This window comes from Sphingomonas sp. Leaf4 (genome assembly GCF_920939515.1).
Lineage (GTDB): Bacteria > Pseudomonadota > Alphaproteobacteria > Sphingomonadales > Sphingomonadaceae > Sphingomonas.
Genome location: NZ_CAKLBB010000001.1, coordinates 1 through 20,444 on the forward strand (window position 1 = coordinate 1; position 20,444 = coordinate 20,444).

At 67.9% G+C, this 20,444-nt stretch carries 17 protein-coding genes, 1 tRNA gene and 1 pseudogene; 12 read left to right on the top strand and 7 right to left on the bottom strand.

The window, feature by feature from the left end; all coding sequences use genetic code 11:
- Positions 1-205 (top strand): transposase (locus LRA89_RS00005; RefSeq protein WP_329958497.1); only part of this gene is annotated, 205 nt, incomplete at its 5' end.
- 414 nt (positions 206-619) lie between these two features.
- On the opposite strand, the gene LRA89_RS00010 is transcribed toward LRA89_RS00005, so the two are convergent.
- Positions 620-1,375: a GPI inositol-deacylase gene (locus LRA89_RS00010; protein WP_230635416.1), complete on the bottom strand. Its 756-nt coding sequence runs from the start codon at positions 1,373-1,375 to the stop codon at positions 620-622.
- Positions 1,366-2,022 (bottom strand): TIGR02117 family protein, encoded by a 657-nt coding sequence (locus LRA89_RS00015; protein ID WP_230635418.1) that lies wholly within the window; start codon positions 2,020-2,022, stop codon positions 1,366-1,368. The genes LRA89_RS00010 and LRA89_RS00015 overlap by 10 nt, the downstream gene beginning before the upstream one ends.
- Before the next feature lie 21 nt (positions 2,023-2,043).
- Here LRA89_RS00015 and phhA point away from each other — a divergent pair, with 21 nt between their 5' ends.
- Positions 2,044-2,913: a phenylalanine 4-monooxygenase gene (phhA, locus tag LRA89_RS00020; RefSeq protein WP_230635420.1), complete on the top strand. Its 870-nt coding sequence runs from the start codon at positions 2,044-2,046 to the stop codon at positions 2,911-2,913.
- A gap of 308 nt (positions 2,914-3,221) precedes the next feature.
- On the opposite strand, the gene LRA89_RS00025 is transcribed toward phhA, so the two are convergent.
- The 3 genes from LRA89_RS00025 to LRA89_RS00035 form a co-directional block, all read right to left on the bottom strand.
- Positions 3,222-4,157 (bottom strand): 50S ribosomal protein L11 methyltransferase, encoded by a 936-nt coding sequence (locus LRA89_RS00025; protein WP_230635422.1) that lies wholly within the window; start codon positions 4,155-4,157, stop codon positions 3,222-3,224.
- Positions 4,154-4,849 carry an SDR family NAD(P)-dependent oxidoreductase gene (locus tag LRA89_RS00030; RefSeq protein WP_230635424.1) on the bottom strand — a complete coding sequence of 232 codons (696 nt, stop codon included), beginning with the start codon at positions 4,847-4,849 and terminating at the stop codon, positions 4,154-4,156. The genes LRA89_RS00025 and LRA89_RS00030 overlap by 4 nt, the downstream gene beginning before the upstream one ends.
- Positions 4,850-5,089: 240 nt before the next feature.
- The gene (locus tag LRA89_RS00035) at positions 5,090-6,439 is read right to left on the bottom strand and encodes a methyl-accepting chemotaxis protein (protein ID WP_056498450.1); all 1,350 of its coding nucleotides are present in this window, start codon (positions 6,437-6,439) and stop codon (positions 5,090-5,092) included.
- Between the two features lie 240 nt (positions 6,440-6,679).
- Between LRA89_RS00035 and sdhC the strand changes: the two genes are divergently transcribed.
- The 6 genes from sdhC (at position 6,680) to LRA89_RS00065 (ending at position 11,934) form a co-directional block, all read left to right on the top strand.
- A complete protein-coding gene (sdhC, locus tag LRA89_RS00040) occupies positions 6,680-7,090 on the top strand; it encodes a succinate dehydrogenase, cytochrome b556 subunit (protein ID WP_055757506.1) in 411 nt (136 codons plus the stop codon).
- The gene (gene sdhD, locus LRA89_RS00045) at positions 7,090-7,476 is read left to right on the top strand and encodes a succinate dehydrogenase, hydrophobic membrane anchor protein (RefSeq protein ID WP_055757507.1); all 387 of its coding nucleotides are present in this window, start codon (positions 7,090-7,092) and stop codon (positions 7,474-7,476) included. The genes sdhC and sdhD overlap by 1 nt, the downstream gene beginning before the upstream one ends.
- Complete coding sequence (gene sdhA / locus LRA89_RS00050) at positions 7,476-9,281, top strand: succinate dehydrogenase flavoprotein subunit (RefSeq protein WP_055757509.1); 1,806 nt, start codon at positions 7,476-7,478, stop codon at positions 9,279-9,281. Before sdhD ends, sdhA begins: the two co-directional genes overlap by 1 nt.
- Positions 9,282-9,752: 471 nt before the next feature.
- Positions 9,753-10,322, top strand: a complete 570-nt coding sequence (locus LRA89_RS00055) for an ATP-dependent Clp protease proteolytic subunit (protein ID WP_056498457.1) — start codon at positions 9,753-9,755, stop codon at positions 10,320-10,322.
- A gap of 66 nt (positions 10,323-10,388) precedes the next feature.
- Positions 10,389-11,300, top strand: coding sequence for an XdhC family protein (locus LRA89_RS00060; protein WP_230635426.1), 912 nt, complete (start codon positions 10,389-10,391; stop codon positions 11,298-11,300).
- On the top strand, positions 11,290-11,934 hold the full coding sequence (locus LRA89_RS00065; RefSeq protein ID WP_230635428.1) for a nucleotidyltransferase family protein: 645 nt from the start codon (positions 11,290-11,292) through the stop codon (positions 11,932-11,934). The genes LRA89_RS00060 and LRA89_RS00065 overlap by 11 nt, the downstream gene beginning before the upstream one ends.
- A 66-nt stretch (positions 11,935-12,000) precedes the next feature.
- Here the strand turns inward: LRA89_RS00065 and LRA89_RS00070 are convergent, their stop codons facing one another.
- Positions 12,001-12,858, bottom strand: coding sequence for a peptidylprolyl isomerase (locus LRA89_RS00070; RefSeq protein ID WP_230635430.1), 858 nt, complete (start codon positions 12,856-12,858; stop codon positions 12,001-12,003).
- A 90-nt stretch (positions 12,859-12,948) separates the two neighbouring features.
- Between LRA89_RS00070 and LRA89_RS00075 the strand changes: the two genes are divergently transcribed.
- Positions 12,949-13,039: transfer RNA gene (locus LRA89_RS00075), tRNA-Ser, on the top strand.
- A gap of 298 nt (positions 13,040-13,337) precedes the next feature.
- Positions 13,338-13,454 (top strand): annotated as a pseudogene (locus LRA89_RS00080) (ATPase); the annotation flags it as partial.
- A 246-nt stretch (positions 13,455-13,700) separates the two neighbouring features.
- On the opposite strand, the gene LRA89_RS00085 reads toward LRA89_RS00080, so the two are convergent.
- A complete protein-coding gene (locus tag LRA89_RS00085; protein ID WP_230635432.1) occupies positions 13,701-16,574 on the bottom strand; it encodes a TonB-dependent receptor domain-containing protein in 2,874 nt (957 codons plus the stop codon).
- Positions 16,575-16,760: 186 nt separating this feature from the next.
- Here LRA89_RS00085 and LRA89_RS00090 point away from each other — a divergent pair, with 186 nt between their 5' ends.
- Both LRA89_RS00090 and LRA89_RS00095 read left to right on the top strand, forming a co-directional pair.
- Entirely contained in the window at positions 16,761-19,202 is a 2,442-nt protein-coding gene (locus LRA89_RS00090; RefSeq protein WP_230768852.1) for a S9 family peptidase, read from the top strand.
- Complete coding sequence (locus LRA89_RS00095) at positions 19,199-20,419, top strand: MFS transporter (protein ID WP_230635434.1); 1,221 nt, start codon at positions 19,199-19,201, stop codon at positions 20,417-20,419. Before LRA89_RS00090 ends, LRA89_RS00095 begins: the two co-directional genes overlap by 4 nt.
- Positions 20,420-20,444 lie beyond the last annotated feature (25 nt).

Sequence of the window (20,444 nt, forward strand, 5' to 3'; positions counted from 1 at the left end):
CGGCGCGGCGGTCATCATCTCGCAGCACCCACGGCGCATAGGCGCGCGCAAGATCGACCCCGCCATCTACGCGTGGCGGCACCTCATTGAAAACTTCTTTTGCAAGCTCAAGGAGTTCAAACGCATCGCCATGCGTGCCTGCAAAACAGATCGCAGCTTCGAGGCCATGATCTACCTCGTCGCAGCCGTCATCAACTCACGTTGAATCCCCACAGGCCCTAGGCGCGCCCGGCCGGCGGCGCGGAAAGCGCCGTTCGACGACACGGGCTTTGCCCGTGGCGGGGCTTGGGTCGGTCGGAACGGCTGTCCGGGCAGGAGCCGCTATCGTCGGCGTGTATGGATTCCGGCCTTCGCCGGAATGACGGGTGGGGTCGGGCGCGTTGCGGCGGGGCGGTCCTCCGGGTTTCAATTCCCGCCAAAGTTTACAAAGTTTACACTCGCCATGGTTGGTTCCGGACGGCAGTGGCGTGGCGGTTGCGGGCCGACCCACCCCCGACCCCTCCCTTGTCAGGGAGGGGAGATGCGCGGGCAAAGTTTACAAAGTTTACACTAACGGCGCAGTTGTTGCGAACCATTCGCGGGTACGACCATCGACGATGTCCAAAGAGCGCGGCGGGGTTCAGTCCGCCGTCCCCGCCACGATGGCCGATGTCGCCGCTGTAGGACAGTTCGCGCCAAGCGCCTGCGCCACCGCGCGTAGGATCGCGGGGCGGGTTTGGACGCCGTAATGGCTGCTCGGCACATGGACCGCGTGGCAGCCGGGTTCGCCCGCGACATGGCAGCACAGGCCGTTGACGAGGCCATCGCTGGCGCTCCAGATCGCGGTGGCGGGGACGGGCAGGGGGCGGCGGACCTCGTCGGCGAGCGCGAGGAGCGCGGGATCGTCGACCGATTCGCCGCTGATCCATTCGTAGAGCCGCCACACCCGGGTTGCGCGCGCCGGGCCGGCATAGGGGCTGGCGACCGTCACCACCTGTTCGACCGACGCGGGCACGCGATGCGCGGCGAGGCGGGCCATGATGCCGCCCATGCTGACCCCGACGAGTGCGACCGGGCGGCCGCTCGCCTGCGCCAGATGGTCGATCCGCGCGAACAGGGCGGCGCCATCCGCGCCGATGCTGCGCTGGCCGAAGTTGCGGCCCAGTCCCCAGCCGTGCGGAGCATGGCCGAGGCCGCGCAGGAACCGCCCCATCAGCAGCATCGAGCGATCACTGTTGAACAGGCCGGGCAGGAGCAGCACCGGACCACCGTCGCCGCGCGGCGCACCGTCCAGCGCGGCGCGCCACCGGAACGGGGTGCCGGCCAGCGCCCATGCGGCGCGGGGCGTTTCGGCGAGGAACTGCCGGAGCGAGGGCGGCCCGTGAATCACAGCCATGCCGTAACCGTCACCGGAAACGGCGTCCATGCCCCCATCGGCACGCCGGACGCGCGCAGCGCAGCGCCGGTCCAGCTATTGCAGGTCATGACGGCGCTGTAGCGGCCGCGCGCGGGATAGAAGGCGTCGGATGGGCCATAGCCGGCGATCGGCGCATGGCCCGTCGCGAAGCTGGCGCGGATGTGCGCGGCGAGGCGGCGGTACTGGTCGGGCGACAGGGTGAGCGGATAGACACCGCGCTGTCCGGCGGGATCGGGCAGAGCGTCGACGTGCATCACCACCGCGTCGCTGCCGATCGCGGCGGCGAGGATGGTGGCGGGCTTCACATCGGCCCACGTCGGCGTGCCGAGATAGAAACCGCGCTCGCCCCAGCCGAACGAGCGCCAGGCGTGGCCGGCATGGCGCGAATCGGCGAGGTCGCCCGGCCGTACCAGATCATCGAAATTCACGTCGCCGATGCGCGCGGGCACGACGATGCCGGTGTGGATGCCGTTATCCTCGACATAGATGCGGATGCCGCGCGCCGGGGTGGTGCCGCCGGCAGGAATCGCGCCGCCGGCCAGCCCGGCGAGCAGGTAGATGCCGGGAAGGAGCAACAGGCCGCCGAGCATACCCGAACTCCGGCGCAGCAGTTTCCGTATCGTCATGGCGCATGCTACAATGCGGGAATGGCAAGCGAAACCCATGTACTCGACCGCCCGCCCGAGGGCGCCAACGCCGACTGGACCATCCCGCAGGGATGGGACGGCTATAGTGCGCAGGATCATGCGACCTGGGACACGTTGTATGCGCGGCAGATGGCGTTGCTGCCCGGCCGCGCCTCGGCGGCGTTCCTGCGCGGGCTGGATGCGCTGAAGCTTTCGGAATCGGGGATTCCCGATTTCGAGGAACTGTCGGACCGGCTGGAGGCGCTGACCGGATGGCGGGTGGTGGCGGTGCCCGGGCTGGTGCCCGACGACGTGTTCTTCACCCATATGGCCAACCGCCGCTTCGTCGCGGGCAATTTCATCCGCCGGCCCGATCAGTTGGACTATCTGCAGGAACCCGACGTGTTCCATGACGTGTTCGGTCATGTGCCGATGCTGGCCGATCCGGTGTTCGCCGATTATCTCGCCGCCTATGGCCGGGGAGGTCTGCGCGCGCTGGGACTGGGGTCGCTCAAGCAACTGGCGCGGCTGTACTGGTACACGGTCGAATTCGGGCTGGTGCAGGAGGATGGCGAGTTGCGCATCTATGGCGCGGGGATCGTGTCGAGTGCGTCGGAAACGCGCTTCTCGCTGGAGGATGCCAGTCCCAACCGGGTGATGCTCGACCTCGCGCGGGTGATGCGCACCGAGTATCGGATCGACGATTTCCAGCAGACCTATTTCGTCATCCCCTCGTTCGAGGAATTGCTGCGGCTGACGATCGAGACCGATTTCGCGCCGGTTTACGCCGCGATCGGGCATGCGCCAGCGGTGGCGGTGGATGTGGTGTTGCCCGAGGATGTGGTGGTGACGCGGGGCACGCAGGCGTACGCTCTGGGGAAGGTTGGGTAGGGTTCACGCGGAGGCGCGGAGACGCGGAGGGGGTGTGCGGCAGTCGTTGTGTGCCTGCTCTATGTCCCCTCGTCATTCCCGCGAAGGCGGGAATCCATAGCCGCAGCGGTTGCGCTTCCTGCCGCGACGTCGGCGTGTATGGGCTCCCGCCTGCGCGGGAGCGACGATTTGGGTCGGGTGGATCGGCCACTTGCGCGCTCCCCTCCCTGACAAGGGAGGGGCTGGGGGTGGGTCGGCCTGGGGCTGGCGGAACCGTCCCTCGCGGGCCGACCCACCCCCGACCCCTCCCTTCCAGGGAGGGGAGAAGGCTATAAGTCCAGTGCCCAGCCGTCGCGGCCCTTGGGGTCGATCGGGGCGGTGGGGATGTAGCGTTCCCGGCCGGCGGTGAGGCGGAGCACGCTCCAGTCGCCGCGGCGGTCGACCTCTTCCAGTACCGTGCCGCAGGCGGCATAGGCGGCGACGACCGCGTCGCGCTGGGTCTCCAGCAGGCCGGCCAGCACGATCGTCGCGCCCGGCGCGGCGATGGCGGCGACTTCGGGGGCCATCGAGATCAGCGGACCGGCGAGGATGTTGGCGATCAGCAGGTCGTAGGGCGCGGCGTCGGTGATCGCTTGCGCCAGTGCGCCGTCGGCGACGATCAGCTCGACGCGCTCGGAGCGGTTCAGCGCGGCGTTTGCGGCGGTGACGTCGATCGCCACCGGATCGATGTCGGTCGCGATCACCCGTGCCTGTGGCCACAATTCGCGCGCGGCGAAGGCGAGCAGGCCGGTGCCGGTGCCCAGATCGATAACGTTCGCGAACGACCGGTCCGCCAGCGAATCGAGCATGGCGAGGCAGCCGCTGGTCGTTTCGTGATGGCCGGTGCCGAACGCGCGGCCGGCGTCGATCAGGAACGGCCGGGTGCCCGCCGGGTGATCGCCGTCCCACGCGGCGGTGTGGACGAAGAAGCGGCCGACGTGGAGCGGTTCGAGCCCCGCCTGGCTCATCGTCACCCAGTCCTCGTCGCCCAGTTCGGTGAGCGTCGGCACCGCATTGGCGGCGCTCGGCACCAGCGCGGCGATCGCGGCGACCGCCTGCTCGTCGGGCCAGCCCTCGAAATAGGCGTCGAGCCGCCACGTCTCGGTATCGTCCTCGACCGTCTCGGTGGTCATCAGCACGGGCGCGGGATCAAACCCGTAATCCTCGGCGGCGTCAATCGCCTCGGCCTCGGCGCGGGTGCAGGGGAGGGTGAGTTTCCAGCTCATCGCACGTAGCTCGCGCCGTTCACGTCGAGTACCGCGCCGGTCATCGACGGCGGGGCGTCCGTCGCGCAGAAGCGGGCGATGGCGGCGACCTCGTCCGGCATGGCGACGCGGCCGAGCGGAATGTCGGCGAGCAGCTTGTCGCCGCCCCGGCTTTCCAGATAATCCTCGGCCATGCCGGTCATGGTGAAGCCGGGGCAGATGGCGAAGGCGAGGATGCCGTCCTTGGCATAGGCGCGGGCGATGGTCTTGGTCATCGCGACCATGCCGGCCTTGGATGCGGCATAATGCCAGTGCGCCGGGCTGTCGCCGCGATGCGCCGCGCGGCTGGCGATATTGACGATGCGGCCGGGAGTGCCGCTTGCCTGCCAGTGGGTGACGGCGAGGCGGCTCAGTTCGGCGGCGGCGGTGAGGTTGATGCGCAGCGTGCGCTCCCAGCCGGCGACCCAGTCGGCATGGGGCAGGTCGACCGGGTTGGCGTCGAACACGCCGGCGTTGTTGACGAGTACGTCGATCCGCCCGTCGAGGGCGTCGAGCGCGCGCGCCCAGAGGTCGGCGGGGGCGGCGGGATCGGCGAAGTCGGCGGCGAGCGGCCCGCTGGTCGACTGGACGGCGAGAGCGTGGTCGGGGCGGAGCGTGTCCGCGATCGCCGCGCCGATCCCGCGCGACCCGCCGGTGAGGAGGATGTTGGCCATGGGGCGGGGGTGTAGGGGGAAACCGCAGGGCTTGGAACCGGAGAGTGCGGTTCTGCGACCTTGTCGTCACCCCGGACTTGTTCCGGGGTCCACTTCGCCGCGCACGATACCCAAGAAGGCGCAAGCGACATCGCCGGTGGAACCGTGGACCCCGGAACAGGTCCGGGGTGACGATAGTGGTACAGGTGTCGCGTCGATCACATCCCCCATCCCCGCCTTTGCCGGGAGGAGGGTCGCGCCTTACGCCGCTACCTTGCCGATGAAGTCGACCGCGCTCGATTTCAGTGCGCCCAGTTCCTGGTCGAGCGAGGTGAAGCCGTCGCCCACCCGGTCGATTTCGGAGGCGACGGTTTCGGTGTCCTCGCGGATCGCGGCGATCGTCGACGACATCGAATCGGCGGCGAGCGCGGTTTCGTCGACGGCGGCGGTGATCGCGGTGACGGTCTGCGCCTGCACCTCCATCGCGTGGCGGATGCGGATCGCGCTTTCCTGCACCTCGGTCACGGTCGCGCGGATCGAGGCGTTGGTTTCCACGGTCGAGCGGGTCGCGGCCTGGATCGCGGCGATCTTTGCGGCGATGTCGTCGGTCGCGCGCGCGGTCTGGCTGGCGAGGCTCTTCACCTCCTGCGCCACCACCGCGAAGCCGCGACCGGCATCGCCCGCGCGCGCCGCCTCGATCGTGGCGTTCAGCGCCAGCAGGTTGGTCTGCCCGGCGATGTCGCGGATCAGGCCGAGGATCGATTCGATCGACTTGGCGTGATCGGAGAGGGTTTCGGACATGCCGACGGCGGTGCCCGCCTGTTTCGAGGCGCGGGTGGCGATCTCGGCCGCCGCCTCGACCTCGGTGCGCGCATCCTCGATCGCGCGGATCAGGCCGGCGGAGGTCGCCGCCGCCTCGCGCATCGCGACCGCCGACTGTTCGGCGGCGGCGGCGACTTCGGATGCCTTGCCGAGCATTCCGCGCGCGCTGGCCGAGGTGCGCCCGGCATGGACGCGCAGCGAATCGCTTTCCGAACTGGCGCGTTCGACCGTCGCGCCGATGTTGTCGCGGAATTCATGCGCCAGCCGGTCGCGCCCGACCTGGAGATCATGCTGGAAATAGGCGTTGTAGAGCGAGACGAAAATATCGATCTCGATCGAGCGCAGGCGGAAGAGCAGTTCGGCCGCCTCGCGGAAGGTTTCCTCGTCGGTGATCGCCCGGCGCAGCACGTCGAAGGTGGCGCGCGCCCCGGCATCGGTCATCGACAGCACGGCGGTGAGCGACACGTCGCGCGAGAAGGCGGTGGCGATGGTACGCTCGATCGACTGGACCCAGGCGATGCCGGTCAGGTCGGTGAAGCGGTTGCGCAGATAGTTCACGCCTAGCTGCACCATGCGGTCGAAGTCGGTGTGCAGGCTGGGCAGCGCGCCGACGCGCTGCGCCTGATCGAAATGGCTGGTGGCGATGCTGCGCGCTTCGGGTTCGATGACGCTCCACAGCGCGCGCGAGCCGAGCACGTCGTCCTCGCTGATGTTGAAGATGCGCAGGCGTTCCTGCAGGTCGATCGTCCCGCTCACGCTTTCGGCTGCCGGAAGCTGTCTGGTCGCCACCTGTCCTGATCCCCTGTGCCCGCCCACGCAACCGTGGGACATCTGCTCCTTGCCGGAGTACCGCCGGAAGGGTTAACAGCGCGTTGCGTCGCTTGCCTCGAGCGGGCCGGCACCGCGCTGATCGGGCGTTGCCGGAGCAGTCCATAGAGTACCGGACTCGCGCAACGACCCTTGCATCGGGGACGCGGGTGCGTAGATAGGCCACAATATTTCAAGGCCCCGAGCCAAAGGAATCCGAATTTGGCAACCGTCCGCCCCAAGAACCGTCCCACCTCGCCCCATCTTCAGGTCTGGCGCTGGGGTCCGAACATGCTGGTGTCGATCCTGCACCGCGCGACCGGCGTGGCGATGGGCACCGTCGGCCTTGCGCTGTTCGTGTGGTGGCTGGCGGCGCTGTCGGGCGGCGAGGAGAGCTATGCCCGCTTCCTGTCGTGGTTCACCGGGCCGCTCGCCCCGGTCGGCTATCTGTTCGGCATCGGGCTCAGCTATGCGCTGTTCCAGCATGTCGGCAACGGCGTGCGTCACTTCTTCATGGATGTCGGCGCGAATTTCGAATTGAAGGGCAACCGGCAGAGCGCCATCGCGACGATCGTGTTCGGCGTCGCGGCGACCGTCCTGCTGTGGGCGTGGCTGATCGTGGGGAAGCAGTAATGGGCAATGGTACGAGCATCGGTCGCGTCCGCGGCCTGGGGTCGGCCAAGACCGGCGCGCATCATTTCTGGCAGCAACGGCTGACCGCCGGCGCCAACCTGCTGCTGATGACGTGGCTGATCCTCAGTCTCGCGCTGTTGCCGGGCCATGATTACAAGACGATGGTCGACTGGGTCGGATCGGCATGGGGCGCGGTGCCGCTCCTCCTCCTCGTCACCTCGGTCGTCTATCACGCCAAGCTGGGGCTCCAGACGGTGATCGAGGATTACCAGCATGACGAGACCAAGGTCGTGCTGATGATCGCGCTGAACTTCGTCTATGGCGCGGCCTGGCTGCTCGCCGTCTTCTCGATCCTCAAGATCGCTTTCACCGGGACGCCCGCATAATGGCCACCGACGCTTACAAGATCATCGACCACACCTATGACGCGGTGGTCGTGGGGGCAGGCGGATCGGGCCTGCGCGCCACCATGGGCATCGCCGAGGCGGGCTTGAAGACCGCGTGCATCACCAAGGTGTTCCCGACCCGGTCGCACACCGTCGCGGCGCAGGGCGGCATCGCCGCCAGCCTCGGCAACAATTCGCCCGATCACTGGTCGTGGCACATGTACGATACCGTCAAGGGATCGGACTGGCTGGGCGATCAGGACGCGATCGAATATATGGTGCGCGAGGCACCGGCGGCGGTCATCGAGCTGGAACATGCCGGCGTGCCGTTCAGCCGCAACGAGGACGGGACGATCTACCAGCGTCCGTTCGGCGGCCATATGCAGAACATGGGCGAAGGCCCCCCGGTGCAGCGCACCTGCGCCGCCGCCGACCGTACCGGCCACGCCATGCTCCACGCGCTGTACCAGCAGTCGCTGAAGTATGACGCCGACTTCTTCATCGAATATTTCGCGCTCGACCTCATCATGGAGGACGGCGTGTGCCGCGGCGTCATCGCTTTGTGCATGGAGGACGGATCGATCCACCGCTTCCGCGCCCATTCGGTGGTGCTGGCGACCGGCGGCTATGGCCGCTGCTATTATTCCGCCACCTCGGCGCATAGCTGCACCGGCGACGGCGGCGGCATGGTGCTGCGCGCCGGCCTGCCGCTGCAGGACATGGAATTCGTGCAGTTCCACCCGACCGGCATCTATGGCGCGGGCGTCCTCATCACCGAGGGTGCGCGCGGCGAGGGCGGATACCTGACCAACAAGGACGGCGAGCGGTTCATGGAACGCTACGCCCCCTCGGCCAAGGATCTCGCGTCGCGCGACGTCGTCAGCCGGTCGATGGCGATGGAGATGCGCGAAGGGCGCGGCGTCGGCAAGGACGGCGACCATATCTTCCTGCACCTCGACCATATCGATCCCAAGGTGCTGGCCGAGCGCCTGCCGGGCATCACCGAAACCGGCAAGATCTTTGCCGGCGTCGACCTGACGCGCCAGCCGCTGCCGGTGACGCCGACGGTCCATTACAACATGGGCGGCATTCCGTGTAACTATCATGGCGAGGTCGTGACCCGGCGTGGCGACGATGCCGACGCGGTCGTGCCGGGGCTGTTCGCGGTCGGCGAAGCCGCCTGCGTGTCGGTTCATGGCGCCAACCGTCTGGGGTCCAACTCGCTGATCGATCTGGTGGTGTTCGGCCGCGCGACCGGCCTGCGCCTCAAGGAGACGTTGAAGCCCGGCACGCCGCACAAGCCGCTGCCCGAGGGGTCGGCCGATCTGGCGCTGGCGCGACTCGACAAGTTCCGCAACGCCAGCGGATCGACGCCGACCGCCAAGATCCGCCTTGCGATGCAGAAGACGATGCAGAAGCATTGCGCCGTGTTCCGCGACGACGCGCTGCTGAACGAGGGCGTCGAGCTGATGGACGGCATCTATCGCTCGATGGCCGATGTGAACGTCACCGACCGGTCGCTGGTGTGGAACACCGACCTGATCGAGACGCTCGAACTCGACAATCTGCTGTCGCAGGCGGTGGTGACGATCAAGTCGGCGCAGAACCGCAAGGAAAGCCGCGGCGCGCATGTGAACGAGGACTTCCCCGATCGCGACGACGCGAACTGGATGAAGCACACCATCGCGACGTTCGACGGCTGGGGCGGCAAGACGGGGACCACGGCGATCGATTATCGCCCGGTGCACGACTATACGCTCACCGACGAGGCGGAGTATATCAAGCCGAAGAAGCGGGTGTACTGATCCGGGTTTTCCTGGGGCTTGTCGAAAGGGCGATCGGTTGTTGGACCGGTCGCCCTTTTTTCGTTTGTGCGCGATGGCTGTGAAGAAAAAGGAAGTTGGGTTCGCGCGGAGGCGCGGAGGCGCGGAGCAGGTGCGTTCGTGGCACCCCCCTCCCTGACAAGGGAGGGGCCGGGGGTGGGTCGGCCTGCGAGGAAAGGTAGGCGCTCCACAACCGGCCGACCCACCCCCAACCCCTCCCTTGTCAGGGAGGGGAGCATGTTGGGAAGGCATTCCATAGAAAGGCGATCCGGCCCGGCACGAGGCGAGGCCACGAACGTGATCTCTCCGCGTCTCCGCGCCTCCGCGTGAACCCATCCTGCCTTCTTCGCGCCCTCGCGTGAAACAAATCTACCAACGCGACACCATAAATCGGAACCTTACCCCCATCCCCCGGTTCCGCCGCAGACTTTCACGCGAAGGGGGACGCCCACCATGACCACCACCACGATCAACGACTATCCGCTACTTGCCCGCCCGCACGTTCATCTTGCCGGCCCGGTCGATCATGCGATGTACGACAGCTTCCGCCAACAGGTGCTCGACGCGCCGACCGACGGGCCGCTGGTCGTGTCGATCTCGACGCTGGGCGGCGACCCGGAGGTCGCGCGGGCGATGGGCGACGATATTCGCCTGCTGCGCGACTATACCGGGCGCGAGGCGCTGTTTCTGGGCAAGGTCGCGGTCTATTCGGCGGGGTCGACGTTCATGTCGGCGTTCCCGGTCGACAAGCGGTTCCTGACGCGCGGAACCCGGTTGATGCTGCACGAGCGGCAGATGACCAGCACCCTCGAACTATCCGGCCCGCTCAAGATGCTGGTCGCCTCGCTCAAGGCCAAGCTGCACGAGATCGAAACCTCGGTCGAGATCGAGGAGGAGGGGTTCCGTGCGATCGTGGCGGGGTCGCAGGTGCCGATCGAGGAACTGATCGAGAAGGCGCCGGCCAACTGGTACATCGGTGCCGAGGAAGCTAAGGCGCGCGGGCTGGTGCTCGACGTGATCTGATGCCGGTGGCGGATCGTGGCAGGCCGCCGATGCGTTATGCCCCGATCCGCCGTTTCCGGGAATTCTATGGCCGACAATGACTCCGTTCTCGCCGCCGCCCGTAGCTGGGCCGGGGCACCGCTTGCGATCGCGACCGTCACCTCGACCTGGGGATCGGCGCCGCGCCCGCGTGGCAGCCATATGCTGGTGCATGGCGACGGGCGGTTCGAGGGATCGGTATCGGGCGGCTGCGTCGAGAGCGACATTCTCGCCACCGCCGCCGAGGTGATCGCCGGCGCGCCGTTCGTCGTCAAACGCTATGGTGTCGCCGATGCCGCCGCATGGGACGTCGGCCTGCCGTGCGGGGGCGAGATCGAGGTGATGGTCCAGCCGGTTTCGCCGCATGGCTTCGATCCGGCGCTGTTCGAAGCGGTCGAGGCGGCGCGGGCGGACGGCCGGGCGATCGATCTGTCGACCGACCTGTCGAGCGGTGTGACCACGCAAGGCGCAGCCGGGGCGTTCGTCAACCGCTATGATCCGCCGCGCCGGTTGCTGATCGTCGGCGCGGTGCAGATCGCGCAGACCTTGTGCGGGCTGGCGCGCGAACTGGGCATCGCGACGACGCTGATCGATCCGCGCGCACGGTTCCTGACGCCAGAGCGTTTCCCCGGCGTGACGCTCGACGATCGCTGGCCCGACGAGGCGCTGGCGGCGCTCCGTCCCGATGCGGCGAGCGCGGTGGTGACGCTCAGCCACGACATCAAGATCGACGATCCGGCGCTGGTCGCGGCGCTCAAGGCCCCGACCGGCTATGTCGGCGCGCTGGGGTCGCGGCGCAGCCATGCCGCGCGGCTCGAACGGCTGGTGGCGGCGGGGATCGGCCCGGACGATCTGGCGCGGATCGACGGCCCGGTGGGACTTGATATTGGGGCGATCGGCCCGGCCGAGATCGCGCTGTCGATCGCGGCGGCCATGGTGAGGAGCTTTCATGCGCGCTGAGGACACCGCCCTGATCCTGCTGGCCGCCGGGCGATCGCGGCGGTTCGGCGATGCCGACAAGCTGGCGCAACCCTTCCTGCACAAGCCGGTCGCGTTCCATGTCGTCACCGCGCTGGAGGCGATGCCGTTCCTCGGCCGGATCGCGGTGATCGACGGGACGACCCTCGACTTCGGCTCGCGCGGGTTCGAGGTAATCGTGAACGAGGACCCGGCGGCGGGCATGTCGCGATCGGTGAAGCTGGGCCTCAGGCGCGCGCGCGAACTGGGCGCGCAAGGGGTAGTGATCGCACTGGCCGACATGCCGCGCATCACCGCCGCGCATGTCTATCGCCTGCTCGACGGCGCGATCGGCGACGATGCGGTGGTGGCGTCGAGCGACGGGGTAAAGCCGTGCCCGCCCGCCGTGTTCGGCAAGGGTCGGTTCGACTTCCTCGAATCGCTGGAGGGCGATGCCGGCGCGCGTGATCTGGTGCGCGCCGGGCGGCATGTCGTGACCGCGCCGGCCGAGCTGATCGACATCGACACCCCCGAGGACCTCGACCGGCTGCGGGCGATCGCCGAAGCGCCGGACGAGCATGATGCGATCACCCTGCCGCGTGCCGAGCCATGGTGGCGCGACGAGCAGTTGCGGTAGGGCGTTTGATCCGCTCGCGCGGATACGGTGCCGGCCCGCTCTGATCCAGATCGTCCGGATCGGTCGTTACGGCACCCGGCGGACCGGCGGCATCGCGTTGCAGATGTCGGCCCCGCCGGCAGGCACCATGAAGAACGGTGGCTCGCGGTTCTCGCGCCCCTGTATCCAGCGCGCATAGCGGGCATTGTCGGCGGCGCGATATTCGAGGCGCGGCCGTGCGGCGGCGGGCAGATCGCCGGCGAGGCGGATCGAGACGATCGGCGTCGGGGTCTGGTCGGGCGCGTAGAAGCCCATCGTGCCGGTGCCGCGTGGCAGCGAAGAGAGATATTCCATCCCCTCCACCACCCGCCCGATCAGCGCGACGTTGCGATCGAGCGCACGCGGCGCATGGCCGATCACCGCATAGAGTTCCGCGCCGCTGCCGGTGCTGGGCGCCATGTCGCGCCCGACACCAACCATGCCGTAGCAATGCGCCAGCCAGCCGCGCTGTCCATCGCCCGCCACCGGCCAGCCGTCGGCGCTATGGCCGCTTTTCGCCGCATAGGGGTCGCGCCGGGTCATGGCCGTCACCGCGTCATAGCGGGGGCTGTCATATTCGGCCGGGGGATTGGCGACGACGCCGGTGGGCAACGGCTTTTTTTCGGTCACGTCGCCCCATTGCGCGACGTAATTGTCCTGGATGCGATAGACCGAGGTGCCGTCCCACCAATGCGCGGCGGCCAGCCGGCGCACGTTGGCGATATGCACCGGCGCATAGCGCGGGGCGAGGCGGATCACGATCCGCCGGTCGCCCGCCAGCGTCATCACCAGCAGTTCGTCGTCGGGGATCGCCCGCCAGTCGGCCGCGACCGGATCGGCCGGGGTGGGGGCGGGGGCGGCAGGGGCGGCCTGAAGCAGGGCGGCGAGAGCGAGCAGGGCTGACATGGGGCCGATCCTGCCATGGCGACGCGCGCCCATCAACCGCCCTTGCACGACGCGGCCAAGCCCCCTAGGGAGCCATTCTTCCGGCAATGCGGAGCGGTGGCCGAGTGGTCGAAGGCGCTCGCCTGGAAAGTGAGTATACGGCAAAACCGTATCGAGGGTTCGAATCCCTCCCGCTCCGCCAAGACCGTGCTGTAAAGCGCTGCAATTGCTTGATTTTTGCCAGCGCGAGCCATCCGCTCCCACGTTTGTCCCTACATCGTGCGTTGGCTTGCCTGCCGTACAAGCTCGATCGCAACATCGAATAGCGGCCATGCTTCTGTCCGTTGTTGTTGCCACGTGGCGAGCGCGATCGACCGCCGTGGAAACGGCAGCGGCCATTCGGCCCGGCGTCGTTGGGCGCAGGGGTAGCGTTGGTGGCCATGCGCCAACCTCCCGCTTATGAGTGGAGCAGGTGGATTGGCAGAGGCTGGTCCCTGATCCGCCTCGGCGAGACTGGTGCGCTTGCGGCCCGGCTATCCTGGCTCAAGGTCGTGGTCCTCGACGAGCTCGGCTATCTGCCATTCGCCCGCTCGGGCGGACAAGCGCTCTTTCCGCTGGCGCATCCCTGCGTCGCCAGTGTCCTGCCGGGGATCGACCGTCCCGAACGGCGCGCGCAGACGCTCGCCTGCTATCGCTTCGCCATTCCCGACGCCTTCCGGCAGGCGCTGGCGGTGGCGGGGGTGATGCGAAGCGACGCACCGCTCCCCGCATCGGGACAGGGCAGGGGAAAGCGACGATGCAGGCCGCCGTCCCATGACGGCCTGCACCGGCGGCGGCGGAACCGGTCCGCCGCCGCCGTCCGGTCAGTAATGGATCCGCGCACCGACGAAGAAGGTGCGACCGATCACGTCATACACCCCGGCCTGATTGGCCAGTTCGAAGTTCGCGCCGCCCGCTTCGGCACCGGGAATACGCGGCGGCTTGCGGTCGAAGGCGTTGTTCAGGCCGCCCGACAGGTCGACGCCCGGCAACAGCCGGACCCATGCCGAGAAGTCGTTGTAGAACACGTCGGGCGTATAGCGCTTTTCGTACAGCGCGCTGGTTACCGAAGGGCTGGTGCGCATCGGCGAGAAATGCCGCAGCGTCCAGTTCGCCCCCCAGCTATCGGCGGTATAGGCGGTACGGACGACGCCCTTCCACGTCGGCGAACCGAAGACGCCGCGATATTCGGTGGTCGTCGTCGGATCGGTCGGGTCGAGCGTGTACTCGCGCTTGAGCAGCCGGGTATAGTTCGCATCGACCGACAGCCTGCCCGACACGCCGGCGATGCCGAGCCGGTCGAGCGCGGTGGCATATTGCAGGCCGAAATCGATGCCGCGCGTCAGATATTTGGCGAGGTTCAGCTTCTGCGTGACGACCGACAACAGGTTGTTGTTGGCATCGCGCTGGATCAGCGGACAGAAGATGTTGGTCAGCGTCGGCTGGTCGACGCATTTGTTGATGAGCGTCTGTGCCGGGAAGGCGTCGATCGAATCGCGCAGGTCGATGTTGAAATAATCGACCGTCAGCGACAGGCCGGGGATGAAGCGCGGTTGCAGCACCGTGCCCACGGTCAGCGTGCGCGCCGTTTCGGGCTTCAGGTCGAGGTTCCCCTTCGAGATGATGTCGCGGTAGACCCAATAGGTATTGCGATCGCCCGGATTGATCGTCGCGCAGTTCTTCGGGGTATATTGCGTCTTGTCGACGCGGTTGGCGAGGTTCCACGTCTGGCACGGATCGGTGATCCACATGCCGCCGATGCTGCTGGCGGTGTAGAGTTCGCCGATGTTGGGCGCGCGCACCGCCTTGCCATAGGTCGCGCGGAAGCGGATGTCGCGGAACGGGGCCCATTCGCCGCCGACCTTGTAGGTCGTGGTATTGCCAGCGGTGCTGTAATCCGACAGCCGCACCGCGCCGTCGACCGACAGCGACCGGAACCCCGGCACGTCCTTCAGCAAGGGAACGTGCAGTTCGCCATAGGCTTCTTTCACGTCATATTTGCCGAGCAGCGGCGTGGCGGTGATGCCCAGCGTCGGATCGTAGCGCGCGTTCTTTGGGTTGAACTCGTCCGATACGCCGATGTCGTTGCTTTCCTTGCGATATTCCGCGCCGATCACCGCTTCGACGCTGCCGCCCGGCAGGTCGAACAGCCCGCCCGACACATAGCCCGACGCCACCTGCTGCTTCATCACCGAGCGCGACCAGCTCGACGAATACTGGACATAGTCGATCATCTGCTGCGTCAGCGGCAGCAGCGGATTGATTGCGACGCAGCCGTTGCCCGGCGCGGTCAACGTGCTGCGGCATACCGCCTGCCCGTTGGCGCCGGTGGTCGAATTGAGACCGAGGGTCCAGCGGCGGTTGGAGGTATTGTTGATCCGGCGCACCTGCTGTTCGGTCACGCCATAGGAATAATAGGTCGAATAGTTCCAGTCATGGGCGAGGAGCCGGAAGTCCCCCTCCGCGCCGAACGCGCTCTGGAAGGTTTGCCGGCGATACAGGGTCGAGGGCGTCCCGAGCTCCATCATGCGACGCGCGAAATACAGGCCGTTGGCGGGCAGCGCGCCGCCGTTGGCGGCGAGGATCGCCGGGGTGATGAACGGGCTGTCGCGCGGGACCGAATTGGACCCGAACGCGGTCAGCGGCGCATAGGCCGCCTCCGACCGGTTCTGCGACAGGGATGCCAGCGCGAAGAGCTTGAGTGCGGGCGACACCTCGAAATTGCCGCTGAACCGGGTCGAGAAACGCTCGCTGGGGACCGCGAGATACCAGCCGTCGTAGCGGCCGTGATATTCGCCGCCCGAATTGGTGACGAGCGTGCCGAGCGCTTCGCTGTTGGTGTTGCTGACGGTGACCGGCACGGCGTTGGTGAAGCCCTGCGATCCCAGTTGCGGGGCGCGCAGCGTGCCGTTCGGGTTGATCGCATAGAGTTTGCCGCCGAGCACGACCTGCGGCGAATCGGACGAATAGATGTTCTGGTTGTCGTCCGAGATGTAATATTTCTGGTTCGCGTTGGCACGGGTGTAGAACGGATAGCCGCCCGCCGTCCACGGCCGGTCGGCGCCGGTGACCGATCCGGGCTGCTGCTCGTAGAAGCCGTACAGCGTCACATTGCCACGTCCGTCGGCGAAGTTGCGCCCGGCGGTGAGATCCATGCTGTAGATGTCGAGGTCGCCGCGGGTCGACGCGCCGTAGCGCAGGTTGGCGTCCACCCCCTGGAAATCACGCTTGGTGATGAAGTTGGCGACGCCCGCCACTGCGTCGGCGCCATAGAGTGCCGATGCACCGCCGGTCACGACCTCGACCCGCTGGATCAGGCTGGCGGGAAGGTTCGACAGGTCGACCGCCGATGTCCCCGGAACCGAAGGCACCTGCCGCCGGCCGTCGATCAGCACCAGCGTCCGCTGCGTCCCCATGCCGCGCAGATCGAGGGCGTTGACGCCGGCGTTACCGGTACGGTTGCTCGTCTGGTTGGTCAGCGTGACCGCCAGCGCTGGCAACTGGTTGATGACGTCGGCGATCTGCGTCGCGCCGGTTGCCCGAATCTGGTCGGCATCGACGACCGCGACGGGCGACGGGCTGTCTGCTGCGATGCGGCGGATGCGCGATCCGGTGACGAGAATTTCCCCCTGCTCGCCTGCCTTGTCGTCGACCGTCGCCTTGTCGTCGGCGACCGGCAGCGCCTGTGCCAGCGCCATCGTCGGCAAGGTTCCTACGGTCGCTCCCCCGAGCAACAAGGCATATCGAAACGTCGCTTTCCTATTCATATTGTCCCCCAGATGTATTTCGTATATAAAATACATAACTGTATTTATGTCAATAGGAATATGGTGCAACGCAATATCCATGCCCCCACGAAGGGGTGCAAGATCGGATCATGCGACGTGGCGAAGGGGATCGAGACGGTGACAGGCGGCGGGTATCAGGCAATGGCGCGGACGCTGTGCGGGACGGCACTGGGCGGACTGGCGCTCGCGACGGCGACCATGGCACCGGCGCGGCCGTCGGGCAGCGGCGTCCAGGCGACGGCCGGGGTGCCGCGACCCGTGGCGTCGATCGCCGAACGCTATGCGCTGGCCGACCGGTTCCAGCGTCCGGCGGCCAACGCGCTGTTCGCCGATGGCGATGTCCGCGCGACCTTTACCGACGACAGCCGGTTCCTGCTCTACTGGACTGGCGTTCCCGGACGCCGCACCTTGCGGCGGCTCGAACTGGCGACCGGAACCCTTGCCCCGCTGACCGACGAGGCGACGCTGGCGCGGTTGCTGGCGGCGGCGATCGCCAAACCGGTCGATGCCGAAGAACTGTCGATCGAGGACCCGGTATTCGAGTCGGCCAAGGGCGTGTTGCGGTTCGGCGCGTTCGACAAACGCTGGCAACTGGCGCCCGACGGCACGCTGGCCGAAGCGCCGACCGGCGCGCCCGACGGCGAGGGCGCGGTATCGCCCGATGGCCGGTTCGAGATCGTGGCGCGCGACTTCAACCTCTTCGCCCGAGATCGCCGATCGAAGCGCGAGGTGGCGCTGACCACCGACGGCACGCGCGAGCAACCCTATGGCCGCAGCATACCGCAACTGGCCGACATATTGAAGGCGGGGACCGAAGACCCGGTCATGCCGGTATCGGTCGCATGGTCGCCCGACAGCCGCACCATCGTGACATGGCGGCTCGACACGCGCGGCGTGAAGAAACTGAGCATCACGCAGGAAAACCCGCCGGGCAGTTTCTACCCGCGCTCGTTCCAATATATCTATCCGCTGGCGGGGGCCGAGAAACTGCCGCAGGCGACCCGCTTCGCGGTCGATGTCGAACGCGCGCTCAAGCAGCGGCGGGCGCGGCTGGTGCCGCTGGCGATCCCGTCCGAATTGATCCTCTATCCGATGCCGCCCGACCTGGGCTGGCACGACGGCAAGCCGCAGATGGCGTGGACCGAGCGCGGCTATGGCCAGGTCCTCGTCTATCGCGCCGACCCGGAAACCGGCGCGGCGCGGATGATCGCGCGCGAGGCGGTGCGCCCGCTGGTGACGGTAACGAGCAGCTTCTTTCGTGCCGCGCCCGAACTGGGCGGCGTGCTCAGCGTGTCCGAACGCAGCGGCTGGGCGCAGCTCTATCTGGTGAAGCCCGATGCGCCCGATGGTGGCACCGCGCTGACGACCGGCGCATGGGAAGTGATCGGCATCGAGCATGTCGATGCGAAGCGCGGCAGCATCCTGCTGACCGGGGTCGGGCGCGAGGGGGATCGCAATCCCTATTACCGGGCCGCCTATCGCGTCGGCAGCGACGGCGCGTCGCCGCCGGTGCTGCTGACCCCCGAACCGCTCGACCATGACGTCGCCGTGTCGAAGGACGGCAGATGGATGGTCGACGCAATGTCCGGCCCCACCATTCCTACCCGCACCGTGGTGCGCGACGCGGCGGACGGGCGGATCGTCGCTGAACTGGCGCGCGCCGACGACAGCGCGCTGCGCGCCACCGGCTTCGTGATGCCCGAGACGTTCCGGGGGGTGGCCGCCGACGGGCGCACGCCGATCTACGGCATGATCTGGCGACCGGTCGGGTTCGATCCCACCCGGTCCTATCCGGTGATCGAGGAAGTCTATACCGGCCCGACGACGACGCAGGTGCCGACGACATGGACCGGCGCGGTCGCGGCGCGACAGGCGTCGCTGGCGCAGGTCGGCGCGATCGTCGTGTCGGTCGACGGGACCGGCACGTCGCGGCGGGGACAGGCGTTCCGCCTGCCCGCCTATCGCAATCTGGGCGAGGTCGGGCTGGACGATCATATCGCGCTGATCCGCCAGATGGCGGCGCGCTACCCCTATATGGATGTGAGCCGGGTGGGGGTCTATGGCGGGTCGGCGGGCGGCTATGACGCCGCGCGGTTCGTGCTGCGCCGCCCGGCATTCTACAAGGTCGCGGTGGCGTGGGCGGGCAACCACGAACTGCGGCTCGACAAGGCATGGTGGCCCGAAGTGTCGATGGGCTATGCCGACCAGGCGACATGGGACCGCAATTCCAACCTGTCGGTCGCGGGCAACCTGCGCGGCAAGCTGCTGCTCGGGCATGGCGACATCGACGACAATGTGCCCGTCACCGAAACGATGCGGCTTGCCGACGCGCTGATCCAGGCGGGACGCGACGTCGACCTGCTGATCCTGCCCAACAGCTCGCACCGGCCGAACCGGCCGTTCTACTGGCGCAAGATGCGTGACTATTTCGTCCGCAACCTGCTCGACGAGGCACCGCCGCCGTTCGCGCCGCCGGTCGCGGCCCCGCCGCCCTTCGCGCAGCCGGCACCCGCCACCGCGACGGCGGGTGCGCGATGACCGCGCGACGCACGCTGCCCGTGGCGCTGATGGGCCTCGCGAACCTGACCTTCGGTGCCTATGGCGCATTGTGCCTGATGACGGTGCCGCAACTGCTGGCGGCGCGCGGCGTGGCGCAGGTGACGATCGCGTCGATCACCGCGCTGGCGCTGGTCCCGACGTTCTGCGGGTTCTTGGTCGCGCCGATCCTCGATGTGCGCTTCAGCCGTCGCGCCTATGCGATCTGCTTCGGGCTGCTCGCCGCCGTCATCGCCTTCGTGGCGATGCGCAATCTGGGTTCGCCCGAAGTGCTGACGCCGTTGCTCGTGACCGGCTTTCTGGCGGCCAATCTCTATTACAACGCGCTCGGCGGATGGCTGGGCACGATCGTGCCGAAGGGGCAGGAAGGGCGGCTGGCGGCGGGCTTCACCGTCGGCAACGTTGCCGGGTTCGGGATCGGCGCGATCCTGTTCATGACGCTGCTGCGCGGCCTGCCGCCGGTCGTCGGGCCGCTGGCCTGCGCGATCGCCATCGCCCTGCCGATGGTGTTGCTGGCATGGATTCCGGCGCCGGCGGGCACCCGGCGCGGCGCGCGCGAAAGCTATGCCACGCTGCTGCGCGAACTGGGGCTGCTGATCCGTCGCCCCGTCGTCCGGCGCACGCTGTTCCTGTTCTGCCTGCCCGCCGCCTCCTTCGCACTGACCAACAGCCTTGGCGGGCTGGGCGGCGAATTCGGCGCGTCGGAACGCTTCGTGTCGGTCGTCGCCGGCATCGGCGTCACCGCCTCGGCGATCCTCGGCACGCTGTTCGTGCCGGCGCTGGTCCGGCGCATCGAACCGCTGTTCATCTATCTCGCGATCGGCGCGACCGGCGCGTGTTTCACCCTGTCGCTCTCCGCGCTGCCGCATACCCCGGCGGTGTTTGCGCTGGCGCTGATCGGGCAGAACATCTTTCAGGCGGCGGCGTTCGCGGTCGAGAGCACCATCGTGTTCCGCAGCATCGGCGAGGATAATCCGCTGGCCGCCACCCAGTTCGCATTCCTCCAGGCGGCGACCTGCCTGCCGATCGCCTATATGCAGGCGCTCGACGGGCAGGCCTATGACCGCGGCGGGCTGCACGCGATGCTGACGACCGATGCCGGGGCGTCGCTGCTGGCGTGCCTGTTGCTGCTGCCGGTCGTGCTGGTCTGGCGCGCGCGGCGGCGGGCCACCGCGATCACCCCCTTGCCCGCGCGATGATGCGCGCGCACCCTTGCCCGTCCCT

Bases quoted from the DNA above. Each gene is read 5' to 3' on its own strand.
- LRA89_RS00010 (WP_230635416.1), bottom strand. From the start codon at position 1,375: ATGGCTGTGATTCACGGGCCGCCCTCGCTCCGGCAGTTCCTCGCCGAA.
- LRA89_RS00015 (WP_230635418.1), bottom strand. From the start codon at position 2,022: ATGACGATACGGAAACTGCTGCGCCGGAGTTCGGGTATGCTCGGCGGC.
- phhA (WP_230635420.1), top strand. From the start codon at position 2,044: ATGGCAAGCGAAACCCATGTACTCGACCGCCCGCCCGAGGGCGCCAAC.
- LRA89_RS00025 (WP_230635422.1), bottom strand. From the start codon at position 4,157: ATGAGCTGGAAACTCACCCTCCCCTGCACCCGCGCCGAGGCCGAGGCG.
- LRA89_RS00030 (WP_230635424.1), bottom strand. From the start codon at position 4,849: ATGGCCAACATCCTCCTCACCGGCGGGTCGCGCGGGATCGGCGCGGCG.
- sdhD (WP_055757507.1), top strand. From the start codon at position 7,090: ATGGGCAATGGTACGAGCATCGGTCGCGTCCGCGGCCTGGGGTCGGCC.
- sdhA (WP_055757509.1), top strand. From the start codon at position 7,476: ATGGCCACCGACGCTTACAAGATCATCGACCACACCTATGACGCGGTG.
- LRA89_RS00055 (WP_056498457.1), top strand. From the start codon at position 9,753: ATGACCACCACCACGATCAACGACTATCCGCTACTTGCCCGCCCGCAC.
- LRA89_RS00060 (WP_230635426.1), top strand. From the start codon at position 10,389: ATGGCCGACAATGACTCCGTTCTCGCCGCCGCCCGTAGCTGGGCCGGG.
- LRA89_RS00065 (WP_230635428.1), top strand. From the start codon at position 11,290: ATGCGCGCTGAGGACACCGCCCTGATCCTGCTGGCCGCCGGGCGATCG.
- LRA89_RS00070 (WP_230635430.1), bottom strand. From the start codon at position 12,858: ATGTCAGCCCTGCTCGCTCTCGCCGCCCTGCTTCAGGCCGCCCCTGCC.
- LRA89_RS00085 (WP_230635432.1), bottom strand. From the start codon at position 16,574: ATGGCGCTGGCACAGGCGCTGCCGGTCGCCGACGACAAGGCGACGGTC.
- LRA89_RS00095 (WP_230635434.1), top strand. From the start codon at position 19,199: ATGACCGCGCGACGCACGCTGCCCGTGGCGCTGATGGGCCTCGCGAAC.